Annotated in this window: 22 protein-coding genes; 13 read left to right on the top strand and 9 right to left on the bottom strand. The window is 75.1% G+C overall.

Annotated elements, in window-relative coordinates; translation table 11 throughout:
- Positions 1-72: 72 nt before the first annotated feature.
- The gene (locus tag ACWDD9_RS13420; protein WP_449811674.1) at positions 73-1,680 is read left to right on the top strand and encodes an alpha/beta hydrolase; all 1,608 of its coding nucleotides are present in this window, start codon (positions 73-75) and stop codon (positions 1,678-1,680) included.
- Positions 1,681-1,834: 154 nt separating this feature from the next.
- A complete protein-coding gene (locus tag ACWDD9_RS13415; protein ID WP_449811673.1) occupies positions 1,835-2,560 on the top strand; it encodes a mycothiol-dependent nitroreductase Rv2466c family protein in 726 nt (241 codons plus the stop codon).
- 102 nt (positions 2,561-2,662) lie between these two features.
- On the opposite strand, the gene ACWDD9_RS13410 is transcribed toward ACWDD9_RS13415, so the two are convergent.
- Complete coding sequence (locus ACWDD9_RS13410; protein WP_449811672.1) at positions 2,663-3,256, bottom strand: DUF1707 SHOCT-like domain-containing protein; 594 nt, start codon at positions 3,254-3,256, stop codon at positions 2,663-2,665.
- Positions 3,257-3,722: 466 nt separating this feature from the next.
- On the opposite strand from ACWDD9_RS13410, the gene ftsH reads away from it, so the two are divergent.
- The 3 genes from ftsH to ACWDD9_RS13395 all read left to right on the top strand — a co-directional run bounded on the left by ftsH (position 3,723) and on the right by ACWDD9_RS13395 (position 7,692).
- The gene (gene ftsH / locus ACWDD9_RS13405; protein ID WP_449811671.1) at positions 3,723-5,825 is read left to right on the top strand and encodes an ATP-dependent zinc metalloprotease FtsH; all 2,103 of its coding nucleotides are present in this window, start codon (positions 3,723-3,725) and stop codon (positions 5,823-5,825) included.
- Positions 5,826-5,891: 66 nt separating this feature from the next.
- Positions 5,892-6,731, top strand: coding sequence for an ammonia-dependent NAD(+) synthetase (nadE, locus tag ACWDD9_RS13400; RefSeq protein WP_449811670.1), 840 nt, complete (start codon positions 5,892-5,894; stop codon positions 6,729-6,731).
- Positions 6,732-6,921: 190 nt separating this feature from the next.
- Complete coding sequence (locus ACWDD9_RS13395) at positions 6,922-7,692, top strand: SDR family NAD(P)-dependent oxidoreductase (RefSeq protein WP_380780416.1); 771 nt, start codon at positions 6,922-6,924, stop codon at positions 7,690-7,692.
- Positions 7,693-7,714: 22 nt separating this feature from the next.
- On the opposite strand, the gene ACWDD9_RS13390 is transcribed toward ACWDD9_RS13395, so the two are convergent.
- Both ACWDD9_RS13390 and ACWDD9_RS13385 read right to left on the bottom strand, forming a co-directional pair.
- Positions 7,715-9,388 carry a DUF885 domain-containing protein gene (locus ACWDD9_RS13390; protein WP_416874474.1) on the bottom strand — a complete coding sequence of 558 codons (1,674 nt, stop codon included), beginning with the start codon at positions 9,386-9,388 and terminating at the stop codon, positions 7,715-7,717.
- A 330-nt stretch (positions 9,389-9,718) separates the two neighbouring features.
- Entirely contained in the window at positions 9,719-10,147 is a 429-nt protein-coding gene (locus ACWDD9_RS13385; protein ID WP_049657333.1) for a DUF5997 family protein, read from the bottom strand.
- A 67-nt stretch (positions 10,148-10,214) separates the two neighbouring features.
- Between ACWDD9_RS13385 and ACWDD9_RS13380 the strand changes: the two genes are divergently transcribed.
- Both ACWDD9_RS13380 and ACWDD9_RS13375 read left to right on the top strand, forming a co-directional pair.
- A complete protein-coding gene (locus tag ACWDD9_RS13380; RefSeq protein WP_181970875.1) occupies positions 10,215-11,048 on the top strand; it encodes a LysR family substrate-binding domain-containing protein in 834 nt (277 codons plus the stop codon).
- A gap of 55 nt (positions 11,049-11,103) precedes the next feature.
- Positions 11,104-11,685: a DUF421 domain-containing protein gene (locus ACWDD9_RS13375; RefSeq protein ID WP_049657336.1), complete on the top strand. Its 582-nt coding sequence runs from the start codon at positions 11,104-11,106 to the stop codon at positions 11,683-11,685.
- Positions 11,686-11,740: 55 nt separating this feature from the next.
- Here ACWDD9_RS13375 and ACWDD9_RS13370 read toward each other — a convergent pair whose 3' ends face one another.
- The 3 genes from ACWDD9_RS13370 to ACWDD9_RS13360 form a co-directional block, all read right to left on the bottom strand.
- Positions 11,741-12,151 carry a hypothetical protein gene (locus ACWDD9_RS13370; RefSeq protein ID WP_416874473.1) on the bottom strand — a complete coding sequence of 137 codons (411 nt, stop codon included), beginning with the start codon at positions 12,149-12,151 and terminating at the stop codon, positions 11,741-11,743.
- Positions 12,152-12,161: 10 nt separating this feature from the next.
- Positions 12,162-12,890 (bottom strand): rhomboid-like protein, encoded by a 729-nt coding sequence (locus ACWDD9_RS13365; RefSeq protein ID WP_449811669.1) that lies wholly within the window; start codon positions 12,888-12,890, stop codon positions 12,162-12,164.
- Between the two features lie 95 nt (positions 12,891-12,985).
- Positions 12,986-14,335 (bottom strand): cytochrome P450, encoded by a 1,350-nt coding sequence (locus tag ACWDD9_RS13360; RefSeq protein WP_449811668.1) that lies wholly within the window; start codon positions 14,333-14,335, stop codon positions 12,986-12,988.
- Between the two features lie 308 nt (positions 14,336-14,643).
- Here ACWDD9_RS13360 and ACWDD9_RS13355 point away from each other — a divergent pair, with 308 nt between their 5' ends.
- Complete coding sequence (locus ACWDD9_RS13355; RefSeq protein WP_049657344.1) at positions 14,644-16,047, top strand: amidase; 1,404 nt, start codon at positions 14,644-14,646, stop codon at positions 16,045-16,047.
- Between the two features lie 142 nt (positions 16,048-16,189).
- Here the strand turns inward: ACWDD9_RS13355 and ACWDD9_RS13350 are convergent, their stop codons facing one another.
- Entirely contained in the window at positions 16,190-18,133 is a 1,944-nt protein-coding gene (locus ACWDD9_RS13350; RefSeq protein ID WP_074004571.1) for an FUSC family protein, read from the bottom strand.
- Between the two features lie 430 nt (positions 18,134-18,563).
- Here ACWDD9_RS13350 and ACWDD9_RS13345 point away from each other — a divergent pair, with 430 nt between their 5' ends.
- The 5 genes from ACWDD9_RS13345 (at position 18,564) to ACWDD9_RS13325 (ending at position 24,131) form a co-directional block, all read left to right on the top strand.
- Positions 18,564-19,658, top strand: a complete 1,095-nt coding sequence (locus ACWDD9_RS13345) for a phytanoyl-CoA dioxygenase family protein (RefSeq protein WP_375875298.1) — start codon at positions 18,564-18,566, stop codon at positions 19,656-19,658.
- Positions 19,640-20,953 (top strand): DUF6271 family protein, encoded by a 1,314-nt coding sequence (locus tag ACWDD9_RS13340; RefSeq protein WP_449811667.1) that lies wholly within the window; start codon positions 19,640-19,642, stop codon positions 20,951-20,953. The genes ACWDD9_RS13345 and ACWDD9_RS13340 overlap by 19 nt, the downstream gene beginning before the upstream one ends.
- A gap of 120 nt (positions 20,954-21,073) precedes the next feature.
- The gene (locus tag ACWDD9_RS13335) at positions 21,074-22,300 is read left to right on the top strand and encodes a type III PLP-dependent enzyme (RefSeq protein ID WP_375875365.1); all 1,227 of its coding nucleotides are present in this window, start codon (positions 21,074-21,076) and stop codon (positions 22,298-22,300) included.
- Positions 22,297-22,920 (top strand): GNAT family N-acetyltransferase, encoded by a 624-nt coding sequence (locus ACWDD9_RS13330; RefSeq protein WP_449811666.1) that lies wholly within the window; start codon positions 22,297-22,299, stop codon positions 22,918-22,920. Before ACWDD9_RS13335 ends, ACWDD9_RS13330 begins: the two co-directional genes overlap by 4 nt.
- Before the next feature lie 5 nt (positions 22,921-22,925).
- Positions 22,926-24,131, top strand: coding sequence for an MFS transporter (locus ACWDD9_RS13325; protein ID WP_117492192.1), 1,206 nt, complete (start codon positions 22,926-22,928; stop codon positions 24,129-24,131).
- Between the two features lie 122 nt (positions 24,132-24,253).
- On the opposite strand, the gene ACWDD9_RS13320 is transcribed toward ACWDD9_RS13325, so the two are convergent.
- Together ACWDD9_RS13320 and ACWDD9_RS13315 are read right to left on the bottom strand one after the other, a co-directional pair.
- Positions 24,254-24,646: a MerR family transcriptional regulator gene (locus ACWDD9_RS13320; protein WP_117492190.1), complete on the bottom strand. Its 393-nt coding sequence runs from the start codon at positions 24,644-24,646 to the stop codon at positions 24,254-24,256.
- A 16-nt stretch (positions 24,647-24,662) separates the two neighbouring features.
- A complete protein-coding gene (locus ACWDD9_RS13315; protein WP_416874466.1) occupies positions 24,663-25,682 on the bottom strand; it encodes an MDR family NADP-dependent oxidoreductase in 1,020 nt (339 codons plus the stop codon).
- Positions 25,683-25,848 lie beyond the last annotated feature (166 nt).

The raw sequence follows: 25,848 nt of genomic DNA, 5'->3' as shown, positions 1-25,848 counted from the left end.
TGCGCCGGGGTGTCCGGCAGGCCCGAGACCGCGCGCCGGGGTGCCCGGCCGACCGAGAGGTGGACCCGCCCCATGCACACCGTCGTCCGCGGCGCCGGAGCGCTCGGCCTGACCGTCCTGCTGCTCACCGCGGCCATCGGCTGCCAGGGCGACGGCTCCTCCGCCGCCGAGCCCGCGCCGACCTCCCCGACCTCCCCGACCACCGGGACGGCGGCAGCGACCGGCACCGCCACCGCGGCCGCCACCGGACTGGCCGCCCAACAGCTGGACTGGCACGCCTGCCCCGCCCCCACCGGCGCCCAGGGCGACGGCACCGCGCCCGCCGCCGACTGGCAGTGCGCCACCCTCAAGACCCCGCTGGACCACGGCAAACCGGACGGCACGACGATCGGTCTCGCGCTGATCCGCAGCCGGGCCAAGGACGAGCAGCACCGGATCGGCTCGCTGCTGTTCAACTTCGGCGGCCCCGGTGCCTCCGGCGTGGCCACCCTGCCGGCCCTGGCCGCGACCTACTCCTCCCTCAACTCCCGCTACGACCTGGTGAGTTTCGACCCGCGCGGGGTCGGCGCCAGCGACGGGGTGACGTGCCTGGACGACCGGGCGATGGACGCCGCCACCGCCGCCGACAGCACCCCCGACACCCCCGACGCGGTGAAGGCCCTGGACGACGGCAACGCCCGCTTCGTCGCCGCCTGCGAGCACAACTCCGGCGCGGTGCTGCCGTACGTGGACACCGAGAGCGCCGCGCGCGACATGGACCTGATGCGGCAGGTGCTGGGCGACCCGAAGCTCTCCTACTTCGGCATCAGCTACGGCACCCAGCTCGGCGGCGTCTACGCGCACTTGTTCCCGCAGCAGGTCGGCCGGATGGTGCTGGACTCGGTGGTCGACCCCACCAAGGACCCGCAGCAGGCCGCGCTCGGCCAGGCCCAGGGCTTCCAACTCGCCCTCGACGACTTCATGAAGGCCTGCGCCGCCCAGGTCGGGGCCGCCTGCCCGACCGGCGCGGGCGGCGACGAGGGCACCGCGAAGGTCACCGCCCTGGTGCAGAAGCTGGCGCAGTCGCCGCTGCCGACCACCCAAGGGCGGCAGCTCACCGAGAGCCTGGCGATCACCGGCATCGCGGGCGCCCTGTACAGTCAGGAGACCTGGCCCGTGCTGGCCGCCGGGCTCACCCAGGCGATGGACCAGGGGACCGGCGACACGCTGCTCCAGCTCTCCGACGCGCTGAACGGGCGCGACGCGCAGGGGCACTACAGCAACCTGAACGCCGCGAACCGGGCGATCAGTTGCGTGGACGCCCGGCAGCGCTACTCGGACCAGGACGTGCAGCAGCAGCTGCCGCAGTTCCAGGCCGCCTCCCCGGTGTTCGGGTCCTACACCGCCTGGGGACTGACCGCCTGCACCGGTTGGCCCGTCCCCGGCAAGGCCGCCCATCCGGAGGTGTCCGCGCCGGGGGCCGCCCCGATCCTGGTGGTCGGCACCACCGGCGATCCGGCCACCCCGGTGGAGGGCGCCCGTACGATGGCGCAGCAGCTCGGCGCGGGCGTCGGCGTCACCGTCACGCTGCAGGGCGAGGGGCACGGCGGCTACAACACCGGCAACCCGTGCCTGAAGCAGACCGTGGACGCCTACCTGCTGGACGGGACGGTGCCGGCGGACGGGACGACCTGCGGCTGAGCGGTCGGCGGGGCGTGCGGGGCATGCAGGGTGTGCGGGCCGTGCCGGGCGCGTAGGGCGTGCGGGGACGGACGGCCGGGAGTGAAAGTGGCCCACTGGAATGGCCATCGATTGGCCCTGGAGAGTGGGCCACTCTGTCACTAGTCTTCTCAGCGTGACCAACGACGTGACGAACACCGCGCCCGCCCAGCACCACCTCGACCAGCTCACCGCCCAGCTTCCCGACCGGCACCCCGGCAACGGCCACCGGGTCGGCGACGACACCGTCAGGAACGACACCGTCAAGGTCGACTTCTACTTCGACCCCGTCTGCCCCTTCGCCTGGATAACCTCCCGGTGGATCCTGGAGGTCGAGAAGCAGCGCGAACTCGACCTGAACTTCCGGGTGATGAGCCTGTCCGTCCTCAACGAGGGCCGCACCGACCTGCCCGAGCGCTACCAGCGCCTGATGACCACCGGCTGGGGCCCCGTGCGGGTCTGCATCGCCGCCGCCGAGCAGCACGGCCCGCAGGTGCTGCGCGAGCTGTACACCGAGCTCGGCACCCGGCTGCATGACCAGGACCGGGCCGCCGACGACGCCGTCATCCGGGAGGCGCTGGCGGCGGCGGGCCTGCCGGAGGAGCTGGCCGAGGCGGCGAACAGCACGGAGTACGACGAGGCCCTGCGCAAGAGCCACCACGAGGGCATGGACCCGGTCGGCGAGGAGGTCGGGACGCCGACCATCCACGTGGACGGCGTCGCCTTCTTCGGCCCGGTGCTGAGCGCCATCCCGCGCGGCGAGGACGCCGTACGGGTCTTCGACGGTGTGCGGCTGCTGGCCGGGTACCCGAAGTTCTTCGAGCTCAAGCGGACTCGGACGGACGCGCTCGACTTCTCCTGACCCGCCCCGGCGGAGGCCGCGCCGAGCCCGCACTGAGCCCTCGCCGAGCCCGCATCGGGCGTGCCCGCACGGAGGACTGCCGCGGGCCCGGCCTGCGGCCTGTCAGCCCCGGCGGCGCTGCTTGATCCTGATCGGCCCCGACCGGGGGTGGCCGACCACGGTCAGCACCGGGGCGCCCGGCTCCGCCTGCTCGGCCGCCTTGTTGACGATGTTTCCGGTGTTGGTGCTCGACGGGTCGATCCGTACGCCCCAGCCCCGCGGGACGATCAGCCGGATGTGGCCCATGCCGGTCGATGCCTCGACCGTGATCTCCCGGTGGGGGCACACGGCCTCGGTGAAGTCGACCGTGAGCAGCGAGATCTTGGTCTCCGCGACGATCCGACGGGGCACGGACCAGCGGCCGCTCTGCACCATGTTGTTCATCCGGGGCCGGAGCGTGAGGACCTCCTCCGCCGCGGACGCCTCCCGGGCCTCCAGCCGGCCGCCGAGGTCGGCCACCAGGATGTCGAGTTCGCCGTACGTCCGCGCGGCGTAGGTGCGGTCGAGCCGCTCCTCCAGTTCCCCGAGGTCGATGCGGCCGTCGCCGGCGGCGACCCGCAACTGCTCGGCCACCGCTTCCCGGTCGCTGTCCCCGGCCCGGGGTTCCACGGCGGCCTCGGGCGTCTTGTGCGGCGCTGGCAGTTCCTCGTTGACCATGCGGCTACTCTAGGTCGCGAATCGTCCTGGCGGGCGGCTCGATCGCCAACTCCGTACGGCCCGAGGACCCTTGAGCGCGCCCGGAAGAGCGGTCGGAGGGGCAGCCGACGGGGGACGGCCGAGGACGCGGGCCGAACGGCCGTCGAGGATGCGGCCGCCTCGGCCGGAGCGGCCGGGCAAAGGCTCCGCCGGGTGCGCTGGAAGCGCCCGGCAGGCTTCCGCAAACCGTTCGCGACGGCGCGACCCCACGTACCGGACCGGCCTTCGGCCTGCCCGCGTCCGCCTCCCGTGTCCGACGCCGTGCCCGACGCCCGTATCCGATCCGGCGCCGCGGGCCGTGGCGCCGAGCGGGTCGTTCTCCCCCGAGTGGACCGCTGCCACCCCCTTCAGGCTCCCGTCCGGGCGCGGAGAGTCCGACCATGGAGGGACGGAGGCTGTCCGGCCCCCCGAGAGGCGGTGAGCGTGGATGATCGCACGAATCCGGCTGCGCGTCGCCCGTCACCCCACGACCCCGCCGGGCTCCGGCCCCGACCCCGGCCCGAGGCAGGGCTGGGGCCAACCACGGGGCCCGGGCCAGGGCCCCGGCCCCGGCGGCCCGGCCAAGCCCCCGCCGCCCTCGTGGCGCCGCTGGCTGCTGCCCGTCGCCGTACTGGTGACGCTGCTCCTGCTGGTGCTCTTCTCCAACCCCGGCAAGCCCGGCACCCGCTACGGCTACACCGACTTCGTGAACCGGGTCGACGCCGGCCAGGTGCAGACCGTGGACGTCAGCGACACCGGCGCGGTGAGCGGCACGCTCAAGGACGGCACCCGCTTCAGCAGCCAGATCCCGACCGCCCTGGACACCTCCCAGCTCAGCAGCGCGCTCTCCGACCACCACGTGACCGTCACCGGCAGCCGGAGCAGCGGCGGCGGCTCGATCTGGTCCTCCCTGCTGCTGTTCCTGCCGCTGCTGATCTTCGGCGGGCTCTTCCTCTGGTCCGGCCGGATGGCCGCCCGTTCGCTGGGCGGCGGTCTGAGCGCCATCGGACGGTCCCGGGCCAAGATCATCGAGGCGGAGCGGCCGGACACCGGGTTCGCCGACGTGGCGGGGTACGAGGGGGTGAAGCAGGAGGTCAGCGAGGTGGTCGACTTCCTGCGCAGCCCGGAGCGGTACGCCGCCGCCGGGGCCAAGGGGCCGCGCGGGGTGATCATGGTCGGGCCGCCCGGCACCGGCAAGACCCTGCTCGCCCGGGCGGTCGCCGGCGAGGCCTCGGTGCCCTTCCTCTCGGTGACCGGCTCCGGCTTCGTGGAGATGTTCGTCGGTGTCGGCGCCTCCCGGGTCCGCGACCTCTTCGACGAGGCCCGCAAGCGCGCGCCGTCGATCATCTTCATCGACGAGATCGACGCCGTCGGCGGCCGCCGGGCGGGCGGCACCCGGCTCGGCGGCAACGACGAGCGCGAGCAGACCCTGAACCAGCTGCTCGCCGAGATGGACGGCTTCGACCAGAGCACCGGCATCGTCGTCATCGCCGCCACCAACCGCCCGGACGCCCTCGACCCGGCCCTGCTGCGCCCCGGCCGCTTCGACCGGCAGGTCACCGTCCCGCTGCCCAACCAGGCCGAGCGGGCCGCCATCCTCGCCGTGCACGCCCGCGGCAAGACCCTGGCCCCGGACGTCGACCTCGGGCGGCTCGCCCGCGGCACCCCCGGCTTCTCCGGCGCTGACCTCGCCAACCTGGTCAACGAGGCCGCCATCAACGCCGTGCGCGCCGACCGGGCCACCCTCACCGCCGACGACCTCGACACCGCCCGCGACCGGGTGCTGCTCGGCCGCCGGGAGTCCTCCAACGCGCTGCTGCCCGACGAGCGGCACGCCGTCGCGGTGCACGAGTCCGGACACGCGCTGGTCGCCGCGCTGTGCGAGCACGCCGACCCGGTCGCCAAGGTGACGATCCTCCCGGCCGGCGTCGCCCTGGGCGCCACCGAGCAGCTGCCCGAGGCCGAACGGCACTTGTACAGCGAGGCCTACCTGGTCGACCTGATCACCGTCCAGCTCGGCGGCCGGGCGGCGGAGCTGGTGGTCTTCGGCGAGGGCTCCACCGGCGCCGCGAACGACCTCGCCAACGCCACCTCGGTCGCCACCCGGATGGTCCGCGAGTTCGGCCTCTCCTCGGAACTCGGCCCGGTCGGCTACTCCAGCGGCACCCCGCACTACCTCGGCGACAACCCCGAGGACCTGCTGCGCCGCCCGTACTCCGAGCAGACCCAGCGCGCCGTGGACGAGGCGGTGGCCCGCCTGCTGCGCGGCGCCGAGCGGCGGGCCGTCGCCCTGCTCACCGACCACCGGCACCACCTGGACGAGCTGGCGGCGCTGCTGGTCGCCCAGGAGACGGTGGACGGCCGGGTGGTGCTCGACATCCTGTCGCACCCGGCGCCGGGGCCGGAGCGGCCGGTCTCGCTGCGGAAGCCGGACGGGCCCGAAGGAGCGGCGGAGGCGGGTGCGCAGGCGGCACCGGCGGACACGGACGCGCAGGCGGAACCGGGGGACACGGACGCGCAGGCGGAACCGGGGGAGGCCCCCCGCCCGTGACGGCCGCGTCGTGGGTGGTCGTATCCTCGTGATCGCGTCACGTACCCACCGTCCCGAGGAGTCGGAATGACCGAGCCCCTGCCCGCCGACGTCCAGCGGGAGATCGCCCGTGCCCTCGGGGTCGTCCCCGTGCCGGACCCCGCGAAGGAGGCCGAGCGGCGGGTGGAGTTCCTGGTCGGCCAGGTGCGGGCCACCGGCGCGCGCAGCCTGGTGCTCGGCATCAGCGGCGGCGTCGACTCCACCACCGCCGGGCGCCTGTGCCAGCTCGCCGTCGAGCGGCTGCGGGCCGAGGGGCACCAGGTGACCTTCACCGCCATGCGGCTGCCGTACGGCGTCCAGGCGGACGAGGCGGACGCCCAGCTCGCGCTCGGCTTCATCCGCGCCGACGAGGTGCTGACCGTCGACGTCAAGCCCGCCGCCGACGGCGCGCTCGCCGCCCTGAAGGCGGCCGGCCTGACCTACGGCGACCACGGCCACGAGGACTTCGTCGGCGGCAACGTCAAGGCCCGCCAGCGGATGGTGGTCCAGTACGCGGCGGCGGGCGCCAAGGGCGGGCTGGTCGTCGGCACCGACCACGCGGCCGAGGCCGCGGTCGGCTTCTTCACCAAGTTCGGGGACGGCGCGGCCGACGTGATGCCGCTGTCCGGCCTCACCAAGCGCCAGGTGCGGGCGGTCGCCGAGGCGCTGGGCGCGCCCGCCGAGCTGGTCAAGAAGGTCCCGACCGCAGACCTGGAGGACCTCGCCCCCGGCCGCCCCGACGAGGACGCCCTCGGTGTCAGCTACGACGCCCTGGACGACTTCCTGGAGGGCATGCCGGTCAGCGAGGAGGTCTTCCGCACCGTCCTCGGCCACTACCGCCGCACCGAGCACAAGCGCAACCTGCCGGTCGTCCCGCCGGTGGTCTGACCGGTCCGGACGAGCGCGCCGCCGGCGCCGGGCTCCGGAGCGGTCCGCCGGGGCCGAGGGGGCCGAGGGGGCGAAGGCCCTCGGCGGTCTGATCAGGACGTGGACGACCAGGCCCCCGGTGCCGGCAGGTGACCGGGGAGCCTGCCGAGCAGCGCCCGGCGCGTACGGGCCGAAGCCCGAGGGGGGCGGAGTGACGACGGTGGAGCGGCTCGCGGTGGTGTCCGGGGGCGGGACCGGGATCGGCCGGGCGATCGCGGCGCGGCTGGTCGGGGACGGGCACCGGGTGGTGGTCGTCGGCCGCCGGGCGGCGGTGCTGGAGCAGGCCCGGGAGGAGATCGAGCGGACCGCCGGGCCGGGGCGCGTCGTGCCGGTGGCGGCCGATCTGACCGACCCGGCGGCGGTCGAGGCGGCGGCGGCCCGGATCGCCGGGCTCGGGCCGGTGGACGTGCTGGTGAACAACGCGGGCGCGATCGTCACCCCGCCCGCCGATGACGGTCTGGCCGCGCTGGCCGCCGCCTGGCGGCGGGACCTGGACGGCAATCTGCTCACCGCCGTGCTGCTGACCACCGCGCTCCAGGACGCGCTGCGGCGGCCCGGCGGCCGGCTGGTGGTGATCAGTTCGGCCGCGGCCCAGCGCGGCGGCGCGGGCCCGCACTCGGCGGGCTCGTACGCCGCGGCCAAGGCCGCGCTGCACGGCTGGGCCTTCGGCCTGGCGCGGCAGTTGGGGCCGGACGGGATCACGGTGAACGTGCTCGCGCCCGGGTACGTCGAGTCCACCGAGATCTTCGGGGCGGGCTGGAGCGAGGAGTTCCACGCGCGGAAGGTGGCCGACACCCTGGTCGGCCGGGCGGGCACCCCGGCCGACGTGGCCGAGGCGGTCGCCTACCTGGCCTCGCCGGCCGCCGGGTACCTGACCGGTCAGGTGATCGGGCTCAACGGCGGTGCGGTGCTGGGCCGTTGAGCCCGGCCGGAGGGCCTGCGGCCTACTGCTCCGCGATCCAGTCCGTCACCAGCTCCTCCAGCACCCCCAGCGGCAGGCTGCCGTGCCCGATCAGCCGGTGGTGGAACTCCCGGACGTCGAACCGGGCGCCGAGCGCCGCCTCGGCCCGCTCGCGGTGCCGCACGATCTCCCGGCGGCCGATCAGGTAGGCGGTGGCCTGGCCCGGCCAGGCGATGTAGCGGTCGATCTCGTTGCGGACGTTGGCCTCGGGGGTCGCGGTGTTGGCCCGCATGTAGGCCTTCGCCCGCTCCCGGGACCAGCCGTAGTGGTGCATCCCGGTGTCCACCACCAGCCGGACCGCCCGCATCGCGTCCAGCGAGAGCATCCCGAACCGGGACAGCTCCGAGCCGTACAGCCCCATCTCGTCCGCGAGCCGCTCGGTGTACAGGCCCCAGCCCTCGACGTGGGCGGTCAGCTGGCCGCTCGGGTTCCGCCGGAACCGCGGCAGGTGGTGCAGGGTCTGCGCGACGGCGAGCTGGAGGTGGTGGCCGGGAACGCTCTCGTGGAAGGCGATCGCCTCGTACTCGTAGCTGAACCGGGTCTCCGGGCGCAGCGTGTTGATCCAGTGGGTGCCGGGCAGTCCGCCCGGGCCCGGCGGCTGGTAGTAGGCCAGCGGCGCGGTCTCCGCCTCGATCGGGTCGATCTCCCTGGTCACGCAGTCGGCGATCGGGTACGGGCGGAACCAGTCCGGGGCGGCGCGGCGGGCCCGGTCCAGCGCCCCGTCCGCCAGGGCGACGATCTCGGCCGCGCTGCCGAAGCGCAGCGAGCGGTCCTCGCGCAGCGCGGTCAGCACGGCGGCCGGGTCGGTGATGCCCAGCACCTTGCCGCCCAGCTCGGCGAACTCCTCGCGCAGCGCCGCGACGGCCTCCAGACCGATCCGGTGCACCTCCTCCGGGGTGAGCCCGGGCCGGGTGAAGCGGGCGACGGCGTCCGCGTAGCCCTCGGCGCCGCCCGGCACGTGGCAGACCCCGGCCTTGTCGTCCGGCCGGGCACCCGGGGCCAGCCGCTGGGCCAGCCCGGCCAGGAAGCGGGCCACCGCGGGGCGGACGGCGTCGCGCACGATCGCCAGGGCGCGCTCGGACTCCGGGCGGCCGGCCAGCGGCCGCAGCAGCTTGTCCTCGGCCGGGGCGGTCGCCAGGTGGGTCTCCAGCTGGGCGACGGCGGCGTCGACCCCGCTGCGCAGCGGGTGGCGGCCCTCGGCGGCGGCGTCCAGGGTGCGGCGCAGGACGGCGTCGAAGTAGTCGGGCAGCGCGGCGAGGCGTTCCAGGTAGGCGTCGGCGCCCTCCTGGTCGATCGAGGTCATGGCGAGCGCGGTGAAGGCCTCGTTCTGCGGGGCGACGATGGTCGCCGAGACGCTGAACTCGGCCAGCCCGTGGGTGATCTGGCCGATGCCGTTGGCGAGCAGCCGGGCGAGCACCCGGTGGGTGATCCGGTCCTCGCCGGCCAGCGAGTCCAGCGGGATCGCGGCCAGCCGGGCGGTGAAGCCCAGCAGGGCCTCGCGGTGGCGGTGCGCGGCCGCGCGGGACGGGTCGGGCACCAGGTGGGCGTAGCCCTCGACCCCGCTGAGGGTCGCGTCGAACGGGTTGTGGGTGTTCTCGGCGTCGAAGAACTCCTCCGCGAGTGCGGCGAGTCCGGTGTGCTGAGGCTGTTCGATCACGGTCGCTCCCCCGATGCGGTGTACCGCGGCGCGGCGTACCGCCGTGCCCGGTCCCGCCGATTATTCGGAGCGACCGGCGGCCCGGTCAATACGCGCTGGTGGGACGGGGGTTCCGTCCCCTCCCGCCGGCGCCCGCCACGCACGGACCCACCTGCGAAGCCGCGTACGGACCCACCTGCGAAGCCGCGTACGGACCCACCCGCGGACCCGCGTACGGACCCGCGCACACGACGGTGCCGGCGTCCGTCGGAACGGACGCCGGCACCGTCGTCGCGCGGGGGCCCGGCAACCGGCGCCGGAGCGCCGCCGTGCCGGGCGGGGGAGGACGGGTCAGCTGGCCTTGGCGGCCTTGCCCTCCTTGGCGGCCTGGGCGGCGGCCTCCTTCTCGTGCTTCTCCTTGATCCGGGCGGTCTCCTTGCGGACGTCCACCTGGTTGGCGCGCTCGTGCTGGAGCCAGAGCGGGTTCTCGGCCTTGACCGCCTCGATCTGCTCGGTGGTGAGCGCCTCGGTCACGCCGCCGCGGGCCAGGCCGGAGATGGAGATGCCGAGCTTGGCGGCGACCACCGGGCGCGGGTGCGGGCCGTTCTTGCGCAGGTCCTGGAGCCACTGCGGCGGCTCGGCCTGCAGCGCGCTGAGCTCCTCGCGGGAGACCACGCCCTCCTGGAAGCCGGTCGGCGCCGCGTCGAGGTAGATCCCCAGCTTCTTGGCCGCGGTGGCCGGCTTCATGGTCTGGCTGGTCTTCTGCTTGAGCGATGTCATGGTGACAAGGGTAAGGGAGTGCGCGGGCGCTCCCGGTCACGGTCGGTAGCCTTGCCTTGTGACAGACATGCAGGTGAACCCGTCCTTCCGGCTCGTGTACGTCCCGGGCGTGACCCCCGGCAAATGGGTCCGGGTCTGGAGCGAGCGGCTCCCGGACGTGCCGCTGGACCTCCTCGCGGTCCCGTTCGGCGACGGCGAGCGCACGCTGCGCGAGGGCGGCGCGGACGCCGGGCTGGTCCGGCTGCCGGTCGACAAGGACGTGCTGAGCGCGATCCCGCTCTACAGCGAGACCACCGTCGTGGTCTTCCCCAAGGACCACTGGCTCGCCGCCGCCGAGGAGGTCGCGCTGGACGACCTGGCCGAGGAGGTGGTCTTCCACCCGCTCGACGACACCCTCGGCTTCACCGCCGACACCCTGCCCGGGCGGCCCGCCATCGCGCGTCCGGACAGCACGGAGGACGCGATCGAGCTGGTCGCGGCGAACGTCGGCGTGCTCCTGGTGCCGCAGTCGCTGGCCCGGCTGCACCACCGCCGGGACCTCACCTACCGGCCGGTGGTGGAGGCGCCGCAGTCCCAGGTGGCGCTGGCCTGGCCGCAGGAGCGGACGACGGACCTGGTGGAGGAGTTCATCGGGATCGTCCGCGGCCGTACGGTCAACAGCTCGCGCGGGCGCGGGGCCGGGCAGGCGGCGCCCGAGGCGCAGCCGAAGAAGGCGGCGGCCGGCCGGGGCAAGCCGCAGCCGCAGAAGTCCGGCGGGCAGAAGGGCGGCGCGCAGAAGGCGGGTGGCCAGAAGGCGGGCGGGCAGAAGTCCGGTGGACAGCGCGCGGGGGCGCCGAAGGCCGGGGGCGCCAAGGCCGGCGGGCGGGGCGCGGCGGCCCGGCGCGGCAGGCCCAAGCGGTGACCGTGGCGTAGCGTCTGCCCCGTTCGCTTGCAGTCGAGGCGGGAGGAGCGGGGCAGTGTGGCACGACCTGATGGCCGTCCAGATTCCGATCGTGGAGAAGGTCCTCCGTACGGTCGCCGTCTACGTGCTGATCCTGGTGCTGTTCCGGCTGGCCGGGAAACGCGGGCTGGCGGGGCTGAACACCTTCGACATGGTGGTCGTCTTCCTGCTCTCCAACGTGGTGCAGAACGCCATCATCGGCAACGACAACAGCCTGCTCGGCGGCGCGATCGGGGCGGTCACGCTGGTCGCGGTGAACGCCGGCGTCACCCGCTGGCTCGCCCGCGACCCGAAGGCCGCCCGGCTCCTGGAGGGCAGGCCCACCACCGTGGTGAAGGACGGCAAGCTGGTCGAGGGCGCGCTGCACAGCCTGGCGCTGCGCCCGTCCGAGCTGGAGCACGCCATCCGGATCCAGAACGGCGACAAGGTCGGCGACGTCGCCCGCGCCCGGCTGGAGCCGGACGGGCAGCTGCTGGTGGCCCTCAAGCACGGCGAGCAGAGCGCCACCCGCGCCGACGTCGAGGACCTGCGGCGCCGGCTGGCGGAGATCGAGCGGCTGCTCACCGCGATCGCCGCCGACCGGCGCCCGCCGGGCTGACGCGGGCTCGCGCTCGGGCACGGGTCCAGGCTCAGAGCCGGGCCCGGGCGCGGGTTCAGGCCCGGCTGCCGGCCCAGACCAGGCGCCCGGTCGACGCCGTGATGCGGTAGTCGGCCTCCGCACCGGGCCGGGCGTAGGCCTCGACCCGGCGGCACACCACGAAGGCCGGGTCCCGCTCCGACTCCAGGACCAGGTAGTAGTGCCCCACGCCGGAGAGCTCGCCCGGGCCGCCGTCGGAGAACTCCCGGATGCTCCTGCGCTCCTCGGGGGTGGCGGAACGGATCGTCAGCGTGGGGTAGTGGGTGTGGAGCTTCATCGCCCGCACGGTCTCGAAGACGATGTCGAGGGTCTCGGGCTCCTGCCTGCCCGCCTGGCTGCGCAGCACCAGTTCCTTGTGGCCGATGCCGTAGTGCCAGAGCTGGAAGGAGCGGGGGCTGTGGAAGGGGGTCTTCGCACTCCTGGTCATCCGGGCATGATCACCGGTCGGCCGCCGCCGGGGCAAGGGTTTCGGCGCGCCGGCGGCGGGCGGCGGTGAGGGCCACGGCGGCGGCCAGGGCGAAGCCGAGGGCGGCCGAGAGCAGGTGGCCGACGGTGGTGAAGGGCGGGAGGGGGCCGGGCCATTCGCCGTCGCCGGAGAGCGGCCAGGCGAGGACGAAGGCGGCCCAGGGCAGCCGGGCCCAGCGGGGCAGGGCGAGGACGGCGAGGGCGAGGACGGTCTGGGCGCCGTAGCTGATGCCGTAGTCCGAGGCCTGGCGCACGCTCTCCGGGTACCAGCCGTGCCGCAGGGCGAACACGATCACCGCGGCGGTGAGCAGGGTGGCGCCGATGTGCCCGCCGAGGAGGACGGCGGCGGCGCGCGGGCTGCCGAAGCGGCGCTCGGTCCAGGCGAGGCAGCAGCCGATGCCGAGGCCGAGGGTGATCAGGGTGCCGCCGAAGCCGGTGGAGAGGACCTCGGTGAGGGTGCCGTCGAACAGCAGCGCGCTGCCGAACAGGGCGGTGACCGGGTGGTCGTGGAGGTTGTCGAGGTTGGTGCTGATGTGGTCGCGGAGCGCGTCCGCCCGGTCCTCGGCGAGCAGGTTCCCGACCCAGACGTTCCCGAGCAGGAGCAGGAGGACGTAGCCGAAGGTCAGCGGCGAGCGGCGCGGGTACGTCCGGACGGCGCGGAGCAGCCCGGTCAGGAGCCCCGATGGGGTGGGTGCGTTCATGGTCTGGTGGTGTCCCGGTCGAGCGGTGTGGTCCGCGGCCGGCGCCCGTGCGGCCGGCCCTGCCGGGACAGTACCGAAGCCCGGTGGGGATCCGGTCAGCGGACCCGGCGGGTCAGCGTCGCGGTGAAGGGCCGGGGCACGAGGGAGGAGCCGCGGACGGGGCGGACGGGCCGGCCGGGGGTGGGGGCGATGGTCCAGCGGGCGGCGATGGTGGCGATGGCGAGGACGGCCTCGGTGGTGCCGAAGGCGTCGCCGATGCAGCGGCGGGCGCCGAGGCCGAAGGGCGCGTAGGTGCCGGGGGCGGGGCGGGCGGTGGTGAGCCAGCGGTCGGGGTCGAAGCGGTCGGGGCGGGGGAACAGGTCGGGCCGGCGGTGCAGCAGGTACGGGCTGTACAGCAGGGTGGCGCCGGCCGGGACGCGGTGGCCGCCGAGCTCGGTGTCGGTGGTGGCGGTGCGGCTGAGGATCCACGGCGGCGGGTAGAGCCGCAGGGTCTCGCTGACGATCCGGGCGGTGAGCGGCAGGGAGGGCAGGTCCTCGTGGCGGGCGGGCCGGCCGTCCAGGACGGTGTCGAGCTCGGCGTGCAGGCGGGTCCGGACGGCCGGGTTGGCGGCGAGCAGTGTCCAGGCCCAGGAGAGGGTGGCGGCGGTGGTCTCCATGCCGGCCAGCAGGAAGGTGACCACCTGCTCGTGGACCTCGGTGTCGGACAGGCCCCGGCCGTCCTCGTCCGTGGCGGCGAGCAGCGTGGAGAGCAGGTCCTGCCGGTCGGTGCCGGTGGCGCGGTGTTCGGCGATCAGCCGCCGGGTGATCTCCCGCAGGTCCTGCTGGGCGCGGCGGAAGCGGCGGTTGCCGGGGGTGGGGAGGCGGTCGGCGCCGGGCAGCGGCAGCATCAGCCGCCGGCCGACGCCGCGGGTCACGATGTCCATGCTCCGGTGCACCGGCAGCGAGCCGGCCCGCTCGTGCGCGGCGAACAGGCAGCGGGCGGTGACGGCGGTGGAGAGGCGGTACATCGCGGCGGGGACGTCGATCACGTCGCCGTCGTGCCAGCGGGCGGTGGCGCCGGCGATCTCCTCGATCATCAGCGCGGCGTAGCCGGGCAGCCGGTCGCGGTGGAACGCGGGCTGGAGCATGCGCCGTTGGCGCCGGTGGGCGGCTGCGGGGCAGGTGGCGAGGCCGTTGCCGAAGACCTCCCGGGCCTTGTCGAGGAGGGGCCCGCCCTTGTCGAAGGTGTGGTCGTCGGTGAGCATCCGGCGGACCAGCTCGGGGTGGCAGACCACGTACGCGCGGAGCGGGCCGAGCCGCAGCCGGACGAGGTCGCCGTGGGCGGGCAGGCCGGCGACGAACTCGTGGGGGTGGTGGAGGAGGGCGGGGGCGTGGCCGAGCAGCGGGAGGCCGCCGGGGGCGGTGGCCGCGGTGAACCGGGTGGTCGGGAAGAACGGGGTCGGCACGGGCGTCACCTTGGTTGGGGCGGGAGGACCGGGACGAATCGCGAACGTGATCTTTCCCGGCGGTGTGCGGCGAAACGATCGTGGACCGGCGGACGGGGTGAACGCGGGGGCGCGGGGCGAACGATCGTGCGCCCTCGCTGTCTTGACGGTTCGTCCGCCCGTGAGCGGGCGCCCCGGGCCGCAGGGCGTCGCCGGGTGGGCCTACACTCGGAGCCCAGTGAGATTACCGGTCAGTAGAACCGGGCAGGTACGAGCAGCCGGTGCGATGGTCGGACGGCGGAACGTCCGGCGGGGAGTGGGGGGTTCGGATGACCGACGAGCGGGTCCACGCGTTCGCCGACGACGCCCTGGGCGCCCACGACGCGGTGGCGCTCGCCGCGCTGGTCCGGGCCGGTACGGTCAACCCCCGGGAGCTGGTCGGCGCGGCCGTCGACCGGGCCGCCCGGGTGGACGGCGCGCTGCTGCCCGTCGCCCACGCTTCGTACGACAGGCCGCGGATCAGCCGGGAGGGCATCGGCGGTCCGCTCTGGGGCGTGCCGACCTACCTCAAGGACAACGTGGACCTGCGCGGCCTGCCGACCGGGATGGGCAGCGAGGCCTTCCCCGCCCGCCCGGCCCGCCGCAACGCGCGCTTCACCGACCAGTTCCTCGCCACCGGCCTGGCCGTCCTCGGCAAGACCCGGCTGCCCGAGTTCGGCCTCAACGCCTCCACCGAGTTCGCCACCGCCCAGCCGGTGCGCAACCCGTGGAAGCCCTCGCACTCGGCCGGCGCCTCCTCGGGCGGCGCGGCCGCCCTGGTGGCCTCCGGCGTGGTGCCGATCGCCCACGCCAACGACGGCGGCGGCTCGATCCGCATCCCGGCGGCCTGCTGCGGGCTGGTCGGCCTCAAGCCCACCCGGGGCCGGCTGGTCACCAACGCCCAGAGCGGCAAACTGCCGATCGACCTGGTCACCGACGGCGTGCTGACCCGCTCGGTGCGCGACACCGCCGCCTTCCTCGCCGCCGCCGAGCGGCACCGGAGCAACCCCGCGCTGCCCCCGCTCGGCCTGGTCGAAGGGCCCGGCGAGCGGCGGCTGCGGATCGGCCTGGTGGTGGACTCGCCGACCGCCAGGACCGACGGGCCGACCCGGCGGGTGGTCGAGGAGACCGCCGCCCGGCTGGAGGCGATGGGCCACCTGGTCGAGCCCGCCGCACTGCCCTTCGGCGAGGAGTTCTCCCGCGACTTCGTCAGCTACTGGGGCTACATCGCCTGGGCCGTCGCGGCCACCGGCCGGCTGCTGATCGACCCGGGCTTCCGGGCCGGGAGGCTGGACGGCCTGACCACCGGGCTGCGCCGCCGGTTCCAGGCCGAGTTCCCGCGGACCCCCGGCGTGCTGCGGCGGCTGCGCCGGGCCGAGGGCGTGTACGCGAGGATCTTCCGCACCCACGACGTGATCCTCTCCCCGGTGCTCGCCCACACCACCCCGCCGATCGGGCACCTGAGCCCGAACGTGGACTTCGACGAGCTGATGGACCGGCTGACGCGCTACGTGGCCTTCACCCCGGTCAACAACGTGGCCGGCGGCCCGGGCATCGCCCTGCCGGCGGGCTCCGCGCCCGGCGGGCTGCCGGTCGGGGTGCACCTGTCGGCGGCGCACGGGCAGGAGCGGCTGCTGCTGGAGCTGGCCTTCGCGCTGGAGGCGGACCGGCCCTGGCGGCGGATCCAGGACTGAGCGGGCCGGTCCGGGACTGAGCGGGCCGGTCCGGGGCCCGGTCGGCCGTTCGGCGACGGCTGCGTTCGGAGTGGCGGCGCTCAGGGCCCCGGAGCTCAGGACCCCGGCGTTCCGGGCGGTGACACGTTCCGGGCGGTGACGCTCAGGGCAGCGGCGCCGCCACCGCCCGGGCCGCGCGCACCTCGTGGTGCAGCCGGGCGAGCGCGCAGTCCGGCGACAGCGCGTCCGGCCGCGCCTCCGGCAGCCGCTCGCCGGTGCGCAGCGCCTCGGCCAGGTCGGCCAGCTCCCGGGTGACGGCGGCGACCTCGGCGGTGGTCGGCACCGGCGCGCCGTGCTCGATCCGCACCCGGGTGGCGGTGGTGGTGTCCACGATCCGCTCGACCGCGATCACCACCGGCCACCACGCCCGCGCCCGGGCCCCGACCGGCGGCGGCTCGGTGAGGGCCCGCTGGAACTCGCTGCGCACGGCGGACAGGTCCCGGTAGAGCCGCCGCCGGTAGCGGGCGCGGGCGGCCGGTTCGTCCGGTCCGGGGCCGGTGGCGAAGGCCAGCGAGACGTACGAGGCGGTGTCCTGGACGGCGTCGGCGAGGCGGTCGCCGATCCGGGTGTGCCAGGACTCCGGCCACAGCAGGTAGCCGGCCAGCAGGGAGATCCCGCAGCCGATCAGCGAGTCGTAGAGCCGGGGCAGCACCAGGTGGAAGCCCTGGTGGTTGAGCAGGTCGGAGAGCAGCAGGATGACCGGGGTGATGGCCGCGGTCTGGAAGGCGTACCCCTTGGCGGAGAGCACCGGGATCAGCGTCGCCAGCACCGCCATCACGGGGACGTCCCACCAGCCGTGCGGCACCTCGGCCAGGACCGGGATGGCGATCAGCAGCCCGGCCGCGGTGCCGAACGCGCGCAGCACCGCGCGGGAGAACACCGAGCCGAAGTCGGGCTTCATCACGAAGGTCACGGTCAGCGCCACCCAGTACGAGCGGGGCACCGCGATCACCGAGACCAGCACCTGCGCCAGCCCGATGCACAGCGCCAGCCGCAGCCCGTACCGCCAGGACGCGCCGGACAGCAGCAGCGCCCTGGCCGCCCGCCGGGCCCGCACCGCGAGGCGGGCCGGCCGGCCGAGCCGGTCGTCGGCGGCGTACGGGTCGGGCGAGGCCTCGTACGCCACGGTGGCGGCGTGCTCGATCGCCTCGACCAGGGCGCGGGTGGACGGCCCGGCGGGGCTCGGCAGGGCGAGGGGCGGCGCCGGGCCGGCGCGGTCCCGCTCGACGGCGTCGGCGAGCGCGCGGACGGCGGCCGGGTAGTCGGCCGGCAGCGGGCCGAACTCGGGCGGGCGCAGCTGGGCTGCGGGGGCCGCCTCGACCACCGGGATCAGCGCGTTGAGCTGGGCGAGCAGCCGCGCCAGGGTGGGTGAGCGGCCGTGCCGGCGGGCGCGCCGGGCGAGCAGCAGGTCGTAGGACTGGTTGAGCGACTGGGTGAGCGCGTGGCGGCGGCCGTCGTACTCCGGTGTGCCGGCGGCCTCGAGCAGGTCGGCGGCCGCCCGGTAGGTGCCGGCCACCACCGCCCGCTCGGGGACGCCCAGCCGCAGCGGCCAGGCGAGCAGGGTCAGGGTGAGCACCACCAGGCCGCCGAGCAGCAGCAGGGCGGGCGGCAGCCACCACGGGGAGGGCAGCGGCAGGCCGGCCCCGACCACCGCGTTGAGCAGCAGGAGCAGTCCGGAGACGGAGGCGACCGCGCCGATCGAGGAGATCATGCCGGAGACCAGCGCGACGACGGTCACCGTCACGACGGCTGTCCAGCCGGTGCCGAACACCAGGGTGCCGAACAGCATCCCGAGGGCGCCGAACAGCTGGGGCACGGCGATGTTGAACACCCGCATCCGGTAGGCGTCGGCGGTGTCCCCGATGACTCCGGACAGCGCGCCCATCGACACCAGCGCGCCGTAGCCGGGCCGTCCGGTGGCGGTGCCCACCGCGAGCGGGGCGGCGAGCGCGACGGAGGCGCGGGCCGCCGCCGCCCAGGGGACCGGCGCGGACCGGGGGCGCAGGCCCTCGGTCAGCCACGGGGGAGCCGTCAACGCGCGTGCCATGTGCCCAACGTACGGCGGACCCGGGCGGTTCACCGTTCGCGCTTATGTCAATTCCGGAAACATACCCGCGCTTATGTCAGCCTCCGAAACATAAAGCGAACCCCGAGAGGCGCCGTGAGCTGCGTTGATTTCCCAATCGGTAACCCGCGGGAAAGGGTTGACACCATTAGTTGGTCTAGTCCAACGTATGGGGAGCGCGGTTCGGCAATGGCTGATGCAGGGTGAGCGGCCTTGCCGGACGGACGAGTTGACCCCCTGACGTGGCGCTGTTCCGCGCCCGCGGGCCGAGGGGAGAAGGGCCGTGTGCGGACGGCCTTCCGGCCCGCGCTCGAATTCCCGTTGCGGCCGGTGACCGGCCGCCGACTCGCCGTGCCCGCACCTGGCGTACGAGGAAGCGCTGCGTCGACTACGAACCATGGAGTGACTGCCCATGCCGAGCCCTGCCCCACACTCCGACGGACCCGCGGGGGAGTACCTGTACCGGGCCGCGTCGGAGCGCCCCTACTTCAGCGCCGACACCGAGAGCTACCTCGCCCCGACCGCACTGCGCGAGGTCCGCAAGACGCACCCGCTGCGCGTGCTCTCCGAGGAGGACCACGCCTTCTGGCAGGACTACGGCTACGTGGTGGTGAAGCAGGCGATCCCGGCCGAGGCCGCGCGCCGACTGCTCGACTTCGCCTGGGAGTTCCAGGGCCTGTCGCCGGACCGCCCCGAGGACTGGTACCGCGAGCGCGACTACCGCGACGAACTCGACCGGCACCTGCACATCTACGGCTTCGTCGAGGCCTACCACCACCAGCTCATCTGGGACAGCCGCCAGGCGCAGCGCGTCTACGACGCCTTCGTCGACGTGTGGGACTGCGAGGAGCTCTGGGTCACCCTCGACCGGCTCAACCTCAACCCGCCGAACGTCCGCAACCGCGACCGCGCGCTGATCGAGCCCACCGACCGCGGCTTCGACATCGAGCTGCACTGGGACGTCGACACCACCCGGGGCGTGCTGCCGCAGCGCGTCCAGGGCATCATCGCGCTCAACGACACCGCCCCCGACCACGGCGGCTTCCAGTGCGACCCGGAGCTGTTCCGCCGCTTCAACCAGTGGCAGGCCGCCCAGCCGGCCGACCGCGACCCGATCCGCCCGGACGTCGACCGCGCCGAGTACCCGGTCGTCCGGCCCGAGTTGAAGGCCGGTGACCTGCTGATCTGGAACGGCCTGCTCGCCCACGGCGTGGCGCCCAACACCTCCGCGGGCGGGGTGCGCGCGGTGCAGTACCTGTCGATGATGCCCGCGCTGGAGGAGTCCGAGAAGCTGCGCCGCTCCCGGGTGGAGTCCTGGCGCACGCTCGGCACGCCGGACTGGAACCGCACGCTGGTCGGCGACGCCGACCGGCCCGAGGCGCAGCGCTACGGGACCGCCGAACTCACCGAGCTGGGGGAGAAGCTGCTCGGCCTGCGCTCCTGGAGCGGCAAGCCGTTCGACGAACGCGGGGACACGGGGGAGCGGGAATGCGCGACGTCTGCCTGACCCTGCCCACCAACCGCGCGTGCGCGGACACCATCACCGCGATCGGCGCCGAAGCCGCCCACGCCGTACGGCGGTTCGGCGTCCGGGTGCACCTGCTGGTGCTGGACTCCGCCGACCCCGCGACCCGCGCCCGGCACGCCGCGGCCCTCGCCGCCCTGCCGGCCGTCGAGGGCGTGGTCGTCCACCACCTGGACGAGGACGCCCAACGCGCCTTCCTGCGCGAGGCGGTCGAGCGCTCCGGCGCGGCCGACCCGGACCGGCTGCTGCGCCTGATGCTGCCCGACGCCCTCTCCTACGGCGCCTGCACCAACCGGGCGTTCCTGCTGGCCGCCGCGCTCGGCTGCGCGTCGGTGCACCGCCGCGACTCCGACAGCAGCTACCAACTGCTCGACGGCGAACCGGTGTTCCCGATCGAGCACGAGCTGGCCACGCTCGGCCTGAAGGCCGCCGACGCGGCCGCCGCCGTCACCGAGAACCACCTCGACCCGGCGCACGCGGACAAGCCCGTCGCGCTGGTCGGCGCCTCCTTCGTCGGCGAACTCTCCGTCGACATCGGCGAGATCCGCGAACTCGACCCCGAGGTCTACCACGACGTGGTCGCGCTCTGGGCGCCCACCGGGGCGAGCGAGCACGAGAAGCGCGAACTCGTCGCCGACTCCTTCACCGGCGGCGGCAGCGAGCCGTTCACCGCCGACCGCGCGGTGCTCGACCTGCCCGACATCTGGCACATCGACATGTGCAACATCGGCCTCCACCACGAGGTGTACGAACGGGTCCCGCTGCCGCCCGCCACCGACACCATCGGCAGCGACTACTTCCTGCACCACCTGGTGCGTGACGCGACCCTGCCGGGCGTCACCCACAACCGCCACATCGTCAACTACTACACCCCGGAGCGCCGCACCGGCCCCGGCTTCACCGCCTACCAGCTGCGCTACGCCAAGTTCCTGCTCTCCATGCTCTACCTCTACCCGGTCTACGCCGACATGGAGACCGCCGGCGGCGCCCTGCTGGACGAGCAGCACCGCGTCCGCCCCGAGGCGATCGCCGACTCCGCCCGTCGCAGCGCCGCGACGGACCGCGCGGAGAACCACCGCAGGCTCGCCGAACTCGACCGCTGCTACCGGCGGCTCGGCGGGAAGTACGCCGACTTCGCGGACCGGCTGGCGCCCCTGCGGGCGCGCCTGCTCGACGAGGCGCAGGCGGACATCGAGGACTTCGCAGCGCTGATCGACGCGTGGGGCCCGCTGGTGCGGGCGGCCAAGGCCACCCCCGCCGACCGGTCGCCGCGCTAGCCGGACGGGGAGCTCACCGTGATACGCCAGACCACCAGCAAGACCAGTACGGCCGCCGGCCACGCCAACGCCCGCGTAGCCGGCCACCCGCCCGCCCACCGCGCCCCGTCCGTCTCCGTGCTGCACACCGAACCACCCCGCGCCGACGAACACGACCGCGGCGCGCTGCGCGCCGCACTCGCCGACGGCACCGACGACCGGATCATCTACGACCTCGACGGCATCGGCCGCCAGTACGCCGCGCTCCGCGCCGAACTGCCCGGCGTGGCCGTCCGGTTCGCCATGAAGGCCTGCCCGGTGGACGAGGTGATGGAGCACCTCGCCGCGCTCGGCTCCGGCTTCGACGCGGCGAGCCCGCAGGAGATCGCCCAGGCGCTGCGCACCGGCGTGCCGCCCGAGCTGATCCACTACGGCAACACCATCAAGTCGGACCGCAACATCGCCGAGGCCTACCGGCTGGGCGTGCGGGACTTCGCCACCGACAGCCTGGAGGACGTCGCGGCGATCGCCGAACACGCCCCCGGCGCAAGGGTGTTCTGCCGGATCGCGACCACCGGCGAGGGCGCCCTGTGGGGCCTGAGCCACAAGTTCGGCTGCTCGCCCGAGGACGCCGTGCGGGTGCTCGACGCCGCCCGGACCGCCGGGCTGGTGCCGTCCGGCCTGTCGGTCCACGTCGGCTCCCAGCAGATGACCGCCGAGGCCTGGACCGCCGCCGTGGACGCGCTGGCCGCCGTGCTGGAGGCGCTCAACTGGCGCGGGATCACCCCGACCCGGATCAACCTCGGCGGCGGCCTGCCCGCCCTCGGCGTCCTCGACCGGGGCGGGCGCCCGCTCGACCCGCCGCTGGACAAGATGTTCGTGGTGATCCGCGAGGGCATGGAACGGCTGCGCGCCGTCAACGCCGGGCCGCTGGAGTTCCTGCTGGAGCCCGGGCGCCACCTGGTCGCCGACCACGGCGCGATCCGCGCCCACGTCTCCCGGCTCACCTCCCGCCACCGCCTCGACGGCACCCGGGAGGACTGGCTCTACCTCAGCTGCGGCAAGTTCAACGGCCTGTACGAGATGGACCAGCTCCAGTACCGGCTGGAGTTCCCCGCCCACCCGGGCGGCCAGTTCGTCAACGCCGTGGTGGCCGGCCCGACCTGCGACAGCGACGACGCGTACGCCCAGGACGGCGGCCGGGTGCGCGTCCCGCGCGCGGTCCGCTCCGGCGACCCGGTCTGGATCCACTCCTGCGGCGCGTACGCCACGGCCTACGCCACCCGCGGGTTCAACGGCTTCGCGCCGCTGCCGTACACCTGCATCGGTGGCGGCGACGGCCGGGACCACCACGGAGGCACCGCATGACCGACGCCCTCGTCGACGCTCCGACCGACCTGCGCATCCGGCTGCTCCGGGAGGAGGACTGGGACGCCGTGGTCGCGCTGGAGGAGCGCGCCTACGCCGCCAGCGGCCTGTCCGAGGGGCGCGAGGCGCTCCGGTCCCGGCACCGCGCCTCGCCGGACACCTGCTTCGTGCTGGAGCACCCGGACGGCCAGGGCGGCGTGGGCGGCGTGGGCGGGTACCTGCTCGCCCTGCCGTACCCGCTGTTCCGCTGCCCGGACCTCGCCCGCAGCGAGGACGGACACGGCGCGGGCGCGGGCGAGCGGCCGACCAACATGCACGCGCACGACCTGGTCGTCGCCGAGGAGCTGCGCGGTCGGGGCCTGTCCCTGCGGATGCTGCGGCACCTGGAGGAGACCGCCCGGACGGCCGGCTACCGGAGCGTCTCGCTGGTCGCCGTCCGCGGCTCGCACGTGCTGTGGACCACGCTGGGCTACCGCGCCCGGCCCGAGATCGACCTGCCCGAGAGCTACGGCACCCGGGCGGTCTACATGGCGATGCCGCTGGACCCCGTCCCGTCCCGGCCGCTGCCGCACCCCACCGACCCGACCCCCGGGCCGCACTCCAGAGCCGAAGTGGGCTGATACCGATGTCCCCCGTTCGCGACGACTTCCGCCGGTCCCAAGTGGCCATCGGCGCACTGTTCTTCGTCCTCGGATTCCAGTACGCGACCTGGGTCTCCCGGGTGCCCGCGCTCAAGGCCAGGCTCGACCTGGGCGAGGCCCAGATCGGCCTGCTGCTGATGACCTGCGGGGTCGGCGCGGCGGTGTCCTTCCCCCTGGTCGCGGTGCTGATGCGGCGGCTCGGCTCCCGCCTGCTCTCGGTGCTGTCCGCGCTCGCCCTCGGCGTCGTCCTGCTCGCGCTGTCGGTGGTGCCGAACTATCCGGTGACGCTGCTGGTGCTGTTCTTCGACGGCGTCGCGGTCGGCGCCCTGAACGTCGCGATGAACGCGCAGGGCGCCGCGCTGGAGGCCCGCTTCGAGCGGACCACGATGTCCCGGCTGCACGCCACCTTCAGCGCCGGCTCGCTGCTCGCCGCCCTGCTGGCCTCGGGCGTCACCTCCGTCACCGGCACCCTGGCGGCGCACTTCGGCGTGGCCGCCGCGCTGCTCGCGGTGCTGGTCGTGGCCGCCCGGCCGGGGCTGCTGACGGACGGCCCGGCCGCGGCCGCCGAGCCGGAGGAGCGGAAGGAGCGCCGCGGCTTCGTGCTGCCGACCGTCGTGACCCTCTGGATGGGCCTGGCGATGGTGTTCGGCACCGTCACCGAGGGCGCCATGAACGACTGGTCGGCGCTCTACCTCAAGGACTACGTGCAGGCCGGCGCCGGGCTCGCCCCGATGGGCATCGCGGTGGTCTCGGTGATGATGGTCTGCGCCCGGATCTTCGCGGACGGCTGGCGCACCCGCTTCGGCGACGGCCGGATCGTGCGCACCGGCAGCCTGCTGGCCGGCCTCGGACTGGCCCTCGCCCTGGCGGTCGGCGGCGTCGTCCCGACCCTGCTCGGGTTCGCCTGCGTCGGCCTCGGCGTGGCGGCGGTGACCCCGTGCGTCTACGTCGCCGCCGCCCGGCAGGGCCCCGACGCGCTCTCCCTGGTCGCCGCCATGGGCACCACCGGCCTGCTGGCCGGCCCCGCCGTGATCGGCTTCATCGCCGGCGCCACCAGCCTGCTCTGGGGCATGGCCGCCGTCGCCGCCTCGGCGGCCGTCGTCTCGCTCTGCGCCACCCGGATCCGCTGGCCCGACCAGGACGCCCCCGCCGCCCCCGCCGAACCCCGGCTCGCCGCCGACGCGACCTGACCCCACGCCCGGACCCTCGCCCGGCACCTCGCGCACCCCCGTCGCGAGGTGCCGGGCTGGTTTGTCGCGCAGGGCGGCCGGCCGGGCGGGCCCGTCGCGGAGGCCGGTGTGCCGGGCGTCCGTCAGTCCCCGGCCGGGACGTCCGCTCCGCCGGTGGCGATGTGGTGGGCGAGCCTGGCGCGCAGCGCCGTGAGGCGGGCGATCTCGGCGTCCAGCGCGGCCAGCCGGGCGTGGACGACGGGGGCGAAGGTGTCGGGACCGGGGGAGCCGGAGCAGCGCACCGGCGGGTCCTGGTCGAGCAGGTCGAGGCGGTGGGCGCGGCTGGCCAGGTCGTCCACCGTCAGCCCGGTGGCGAGGAGTTGGCGGATCACCCGGACCCGGGCGACCTCGGCGTGGCCGTACTCGCGCTGGCCGGAGGCGGAGCGGGCGGGCGGCCGGAGGAGGCCGCGCTGTTCGTAGAAGCGCAGCGCCCTGGGTGTGGTGCCCGCCGCCGCTGCCGCGTCCCCGATCCGCATGCCCGCTCCCTGGTCGTCAGAGTTCCACGACGGTCGTCCCGAAGGTGTCCCCGGTGAACAGTCCGGTCAACGCTCCGACGGCCCGGTCGATGCCCGCCACCGGCGTCCGGGGCAGGACGATCTCCCCGGCGCGCAGCCAGCCGGCCAGGCGCTCCCGCCACTCGGCCTCCAGGTCCGGGTGGTCGAGCACGGTGAAGCCGCGCAGGCTCAGGCCGAGGGTGGCGACCCGGAAGGCGTCGATCACGGCGGGTGCGTCGCCGCCCCGGCGTTCCGGTGCGAGCTGGCCGTCCAACGCGCCGACCAGGGCGAACCGGGCGCCGTGCCGGGCCGCGTCCACGGCGGCGGTCAGCTGCTCGCCGCCGACCAGGTCCAGCACGACGTCGACGCCCTCCGGCGCCGCCGCGGCCAGTTGCTCGGCGAAGGGCCGCCCGCCGGGCACCAGCGCCGCGTCGTAGCCGAGTTCGGCGGTCAGCCGCTCCGCCTTGGCGGGCGAGCGGGTGGTGCCGATCACCCGGGCGGCGCCGAGCAGCCGGGCGACCTGCCCGGCCACCGTGCCGACCGCGCCGGCCGCGCCGGTCACCAGCACCACGTCGCCCGGGCGCACCCCGGCGGAGCGGGTCAGCCCGCCGTAGCCGGCCGAGGCGGCGGAGACCAGGGCGAGCGGGTCCGGGAAGTCCGACGGGACGGGGGTGAGATGCGCGGCCTCGGCGAGCGCGTGGCTCCGCCAGCCGTTCAGGTGGGTGACCAGGTCGCCGGGGCGCAGCGGCCCGTCCTCCGGCGCGGCCAGCACCTCGCCGAGGGCGGGCCCGAACAGCGCGTCCCCGGGGGCGATGTGCGGCATCGGCAGGCCGGAGCCCGCGCCGCCGATCAGCGTGCGCAGCCCGGGGAAGACCAGGAAGGCCCGGTTGCGGACGAGCACCTCCCCGGGGCCGGGCGCCGCCAGGGGCTCCTCGGCCACGGTGAAGTCCCCGGGGGCGGGCAGTCCGGCCGGTGCGGCGGTCAGCCGGACGACGCGGGCGGTGGTGGGCAGGGCCATGGCGGCACTCCTCTGAGCGGGCGGGGGAGGCGGCGGCGGTCGGTGCCGCCGCGGGACGCCCGGACGCTAACCCCTGACCCTTGCGTCAGGGGCAAGCCGCCTGGCCACGGAGGTGTCTGACGGGGCGTGGGGGACGCGGGTCTTCTAGAGTCACGCGTGGTACGGA

This window comes from Kitasatospora sp. NPDC001119, assembly GCF_053598475.1.
The sequence above is the reverse complement of the archived record's forward strand: the minus strand, read 5'-3'. Positions and strand labels throughout refer to the sequence as shown.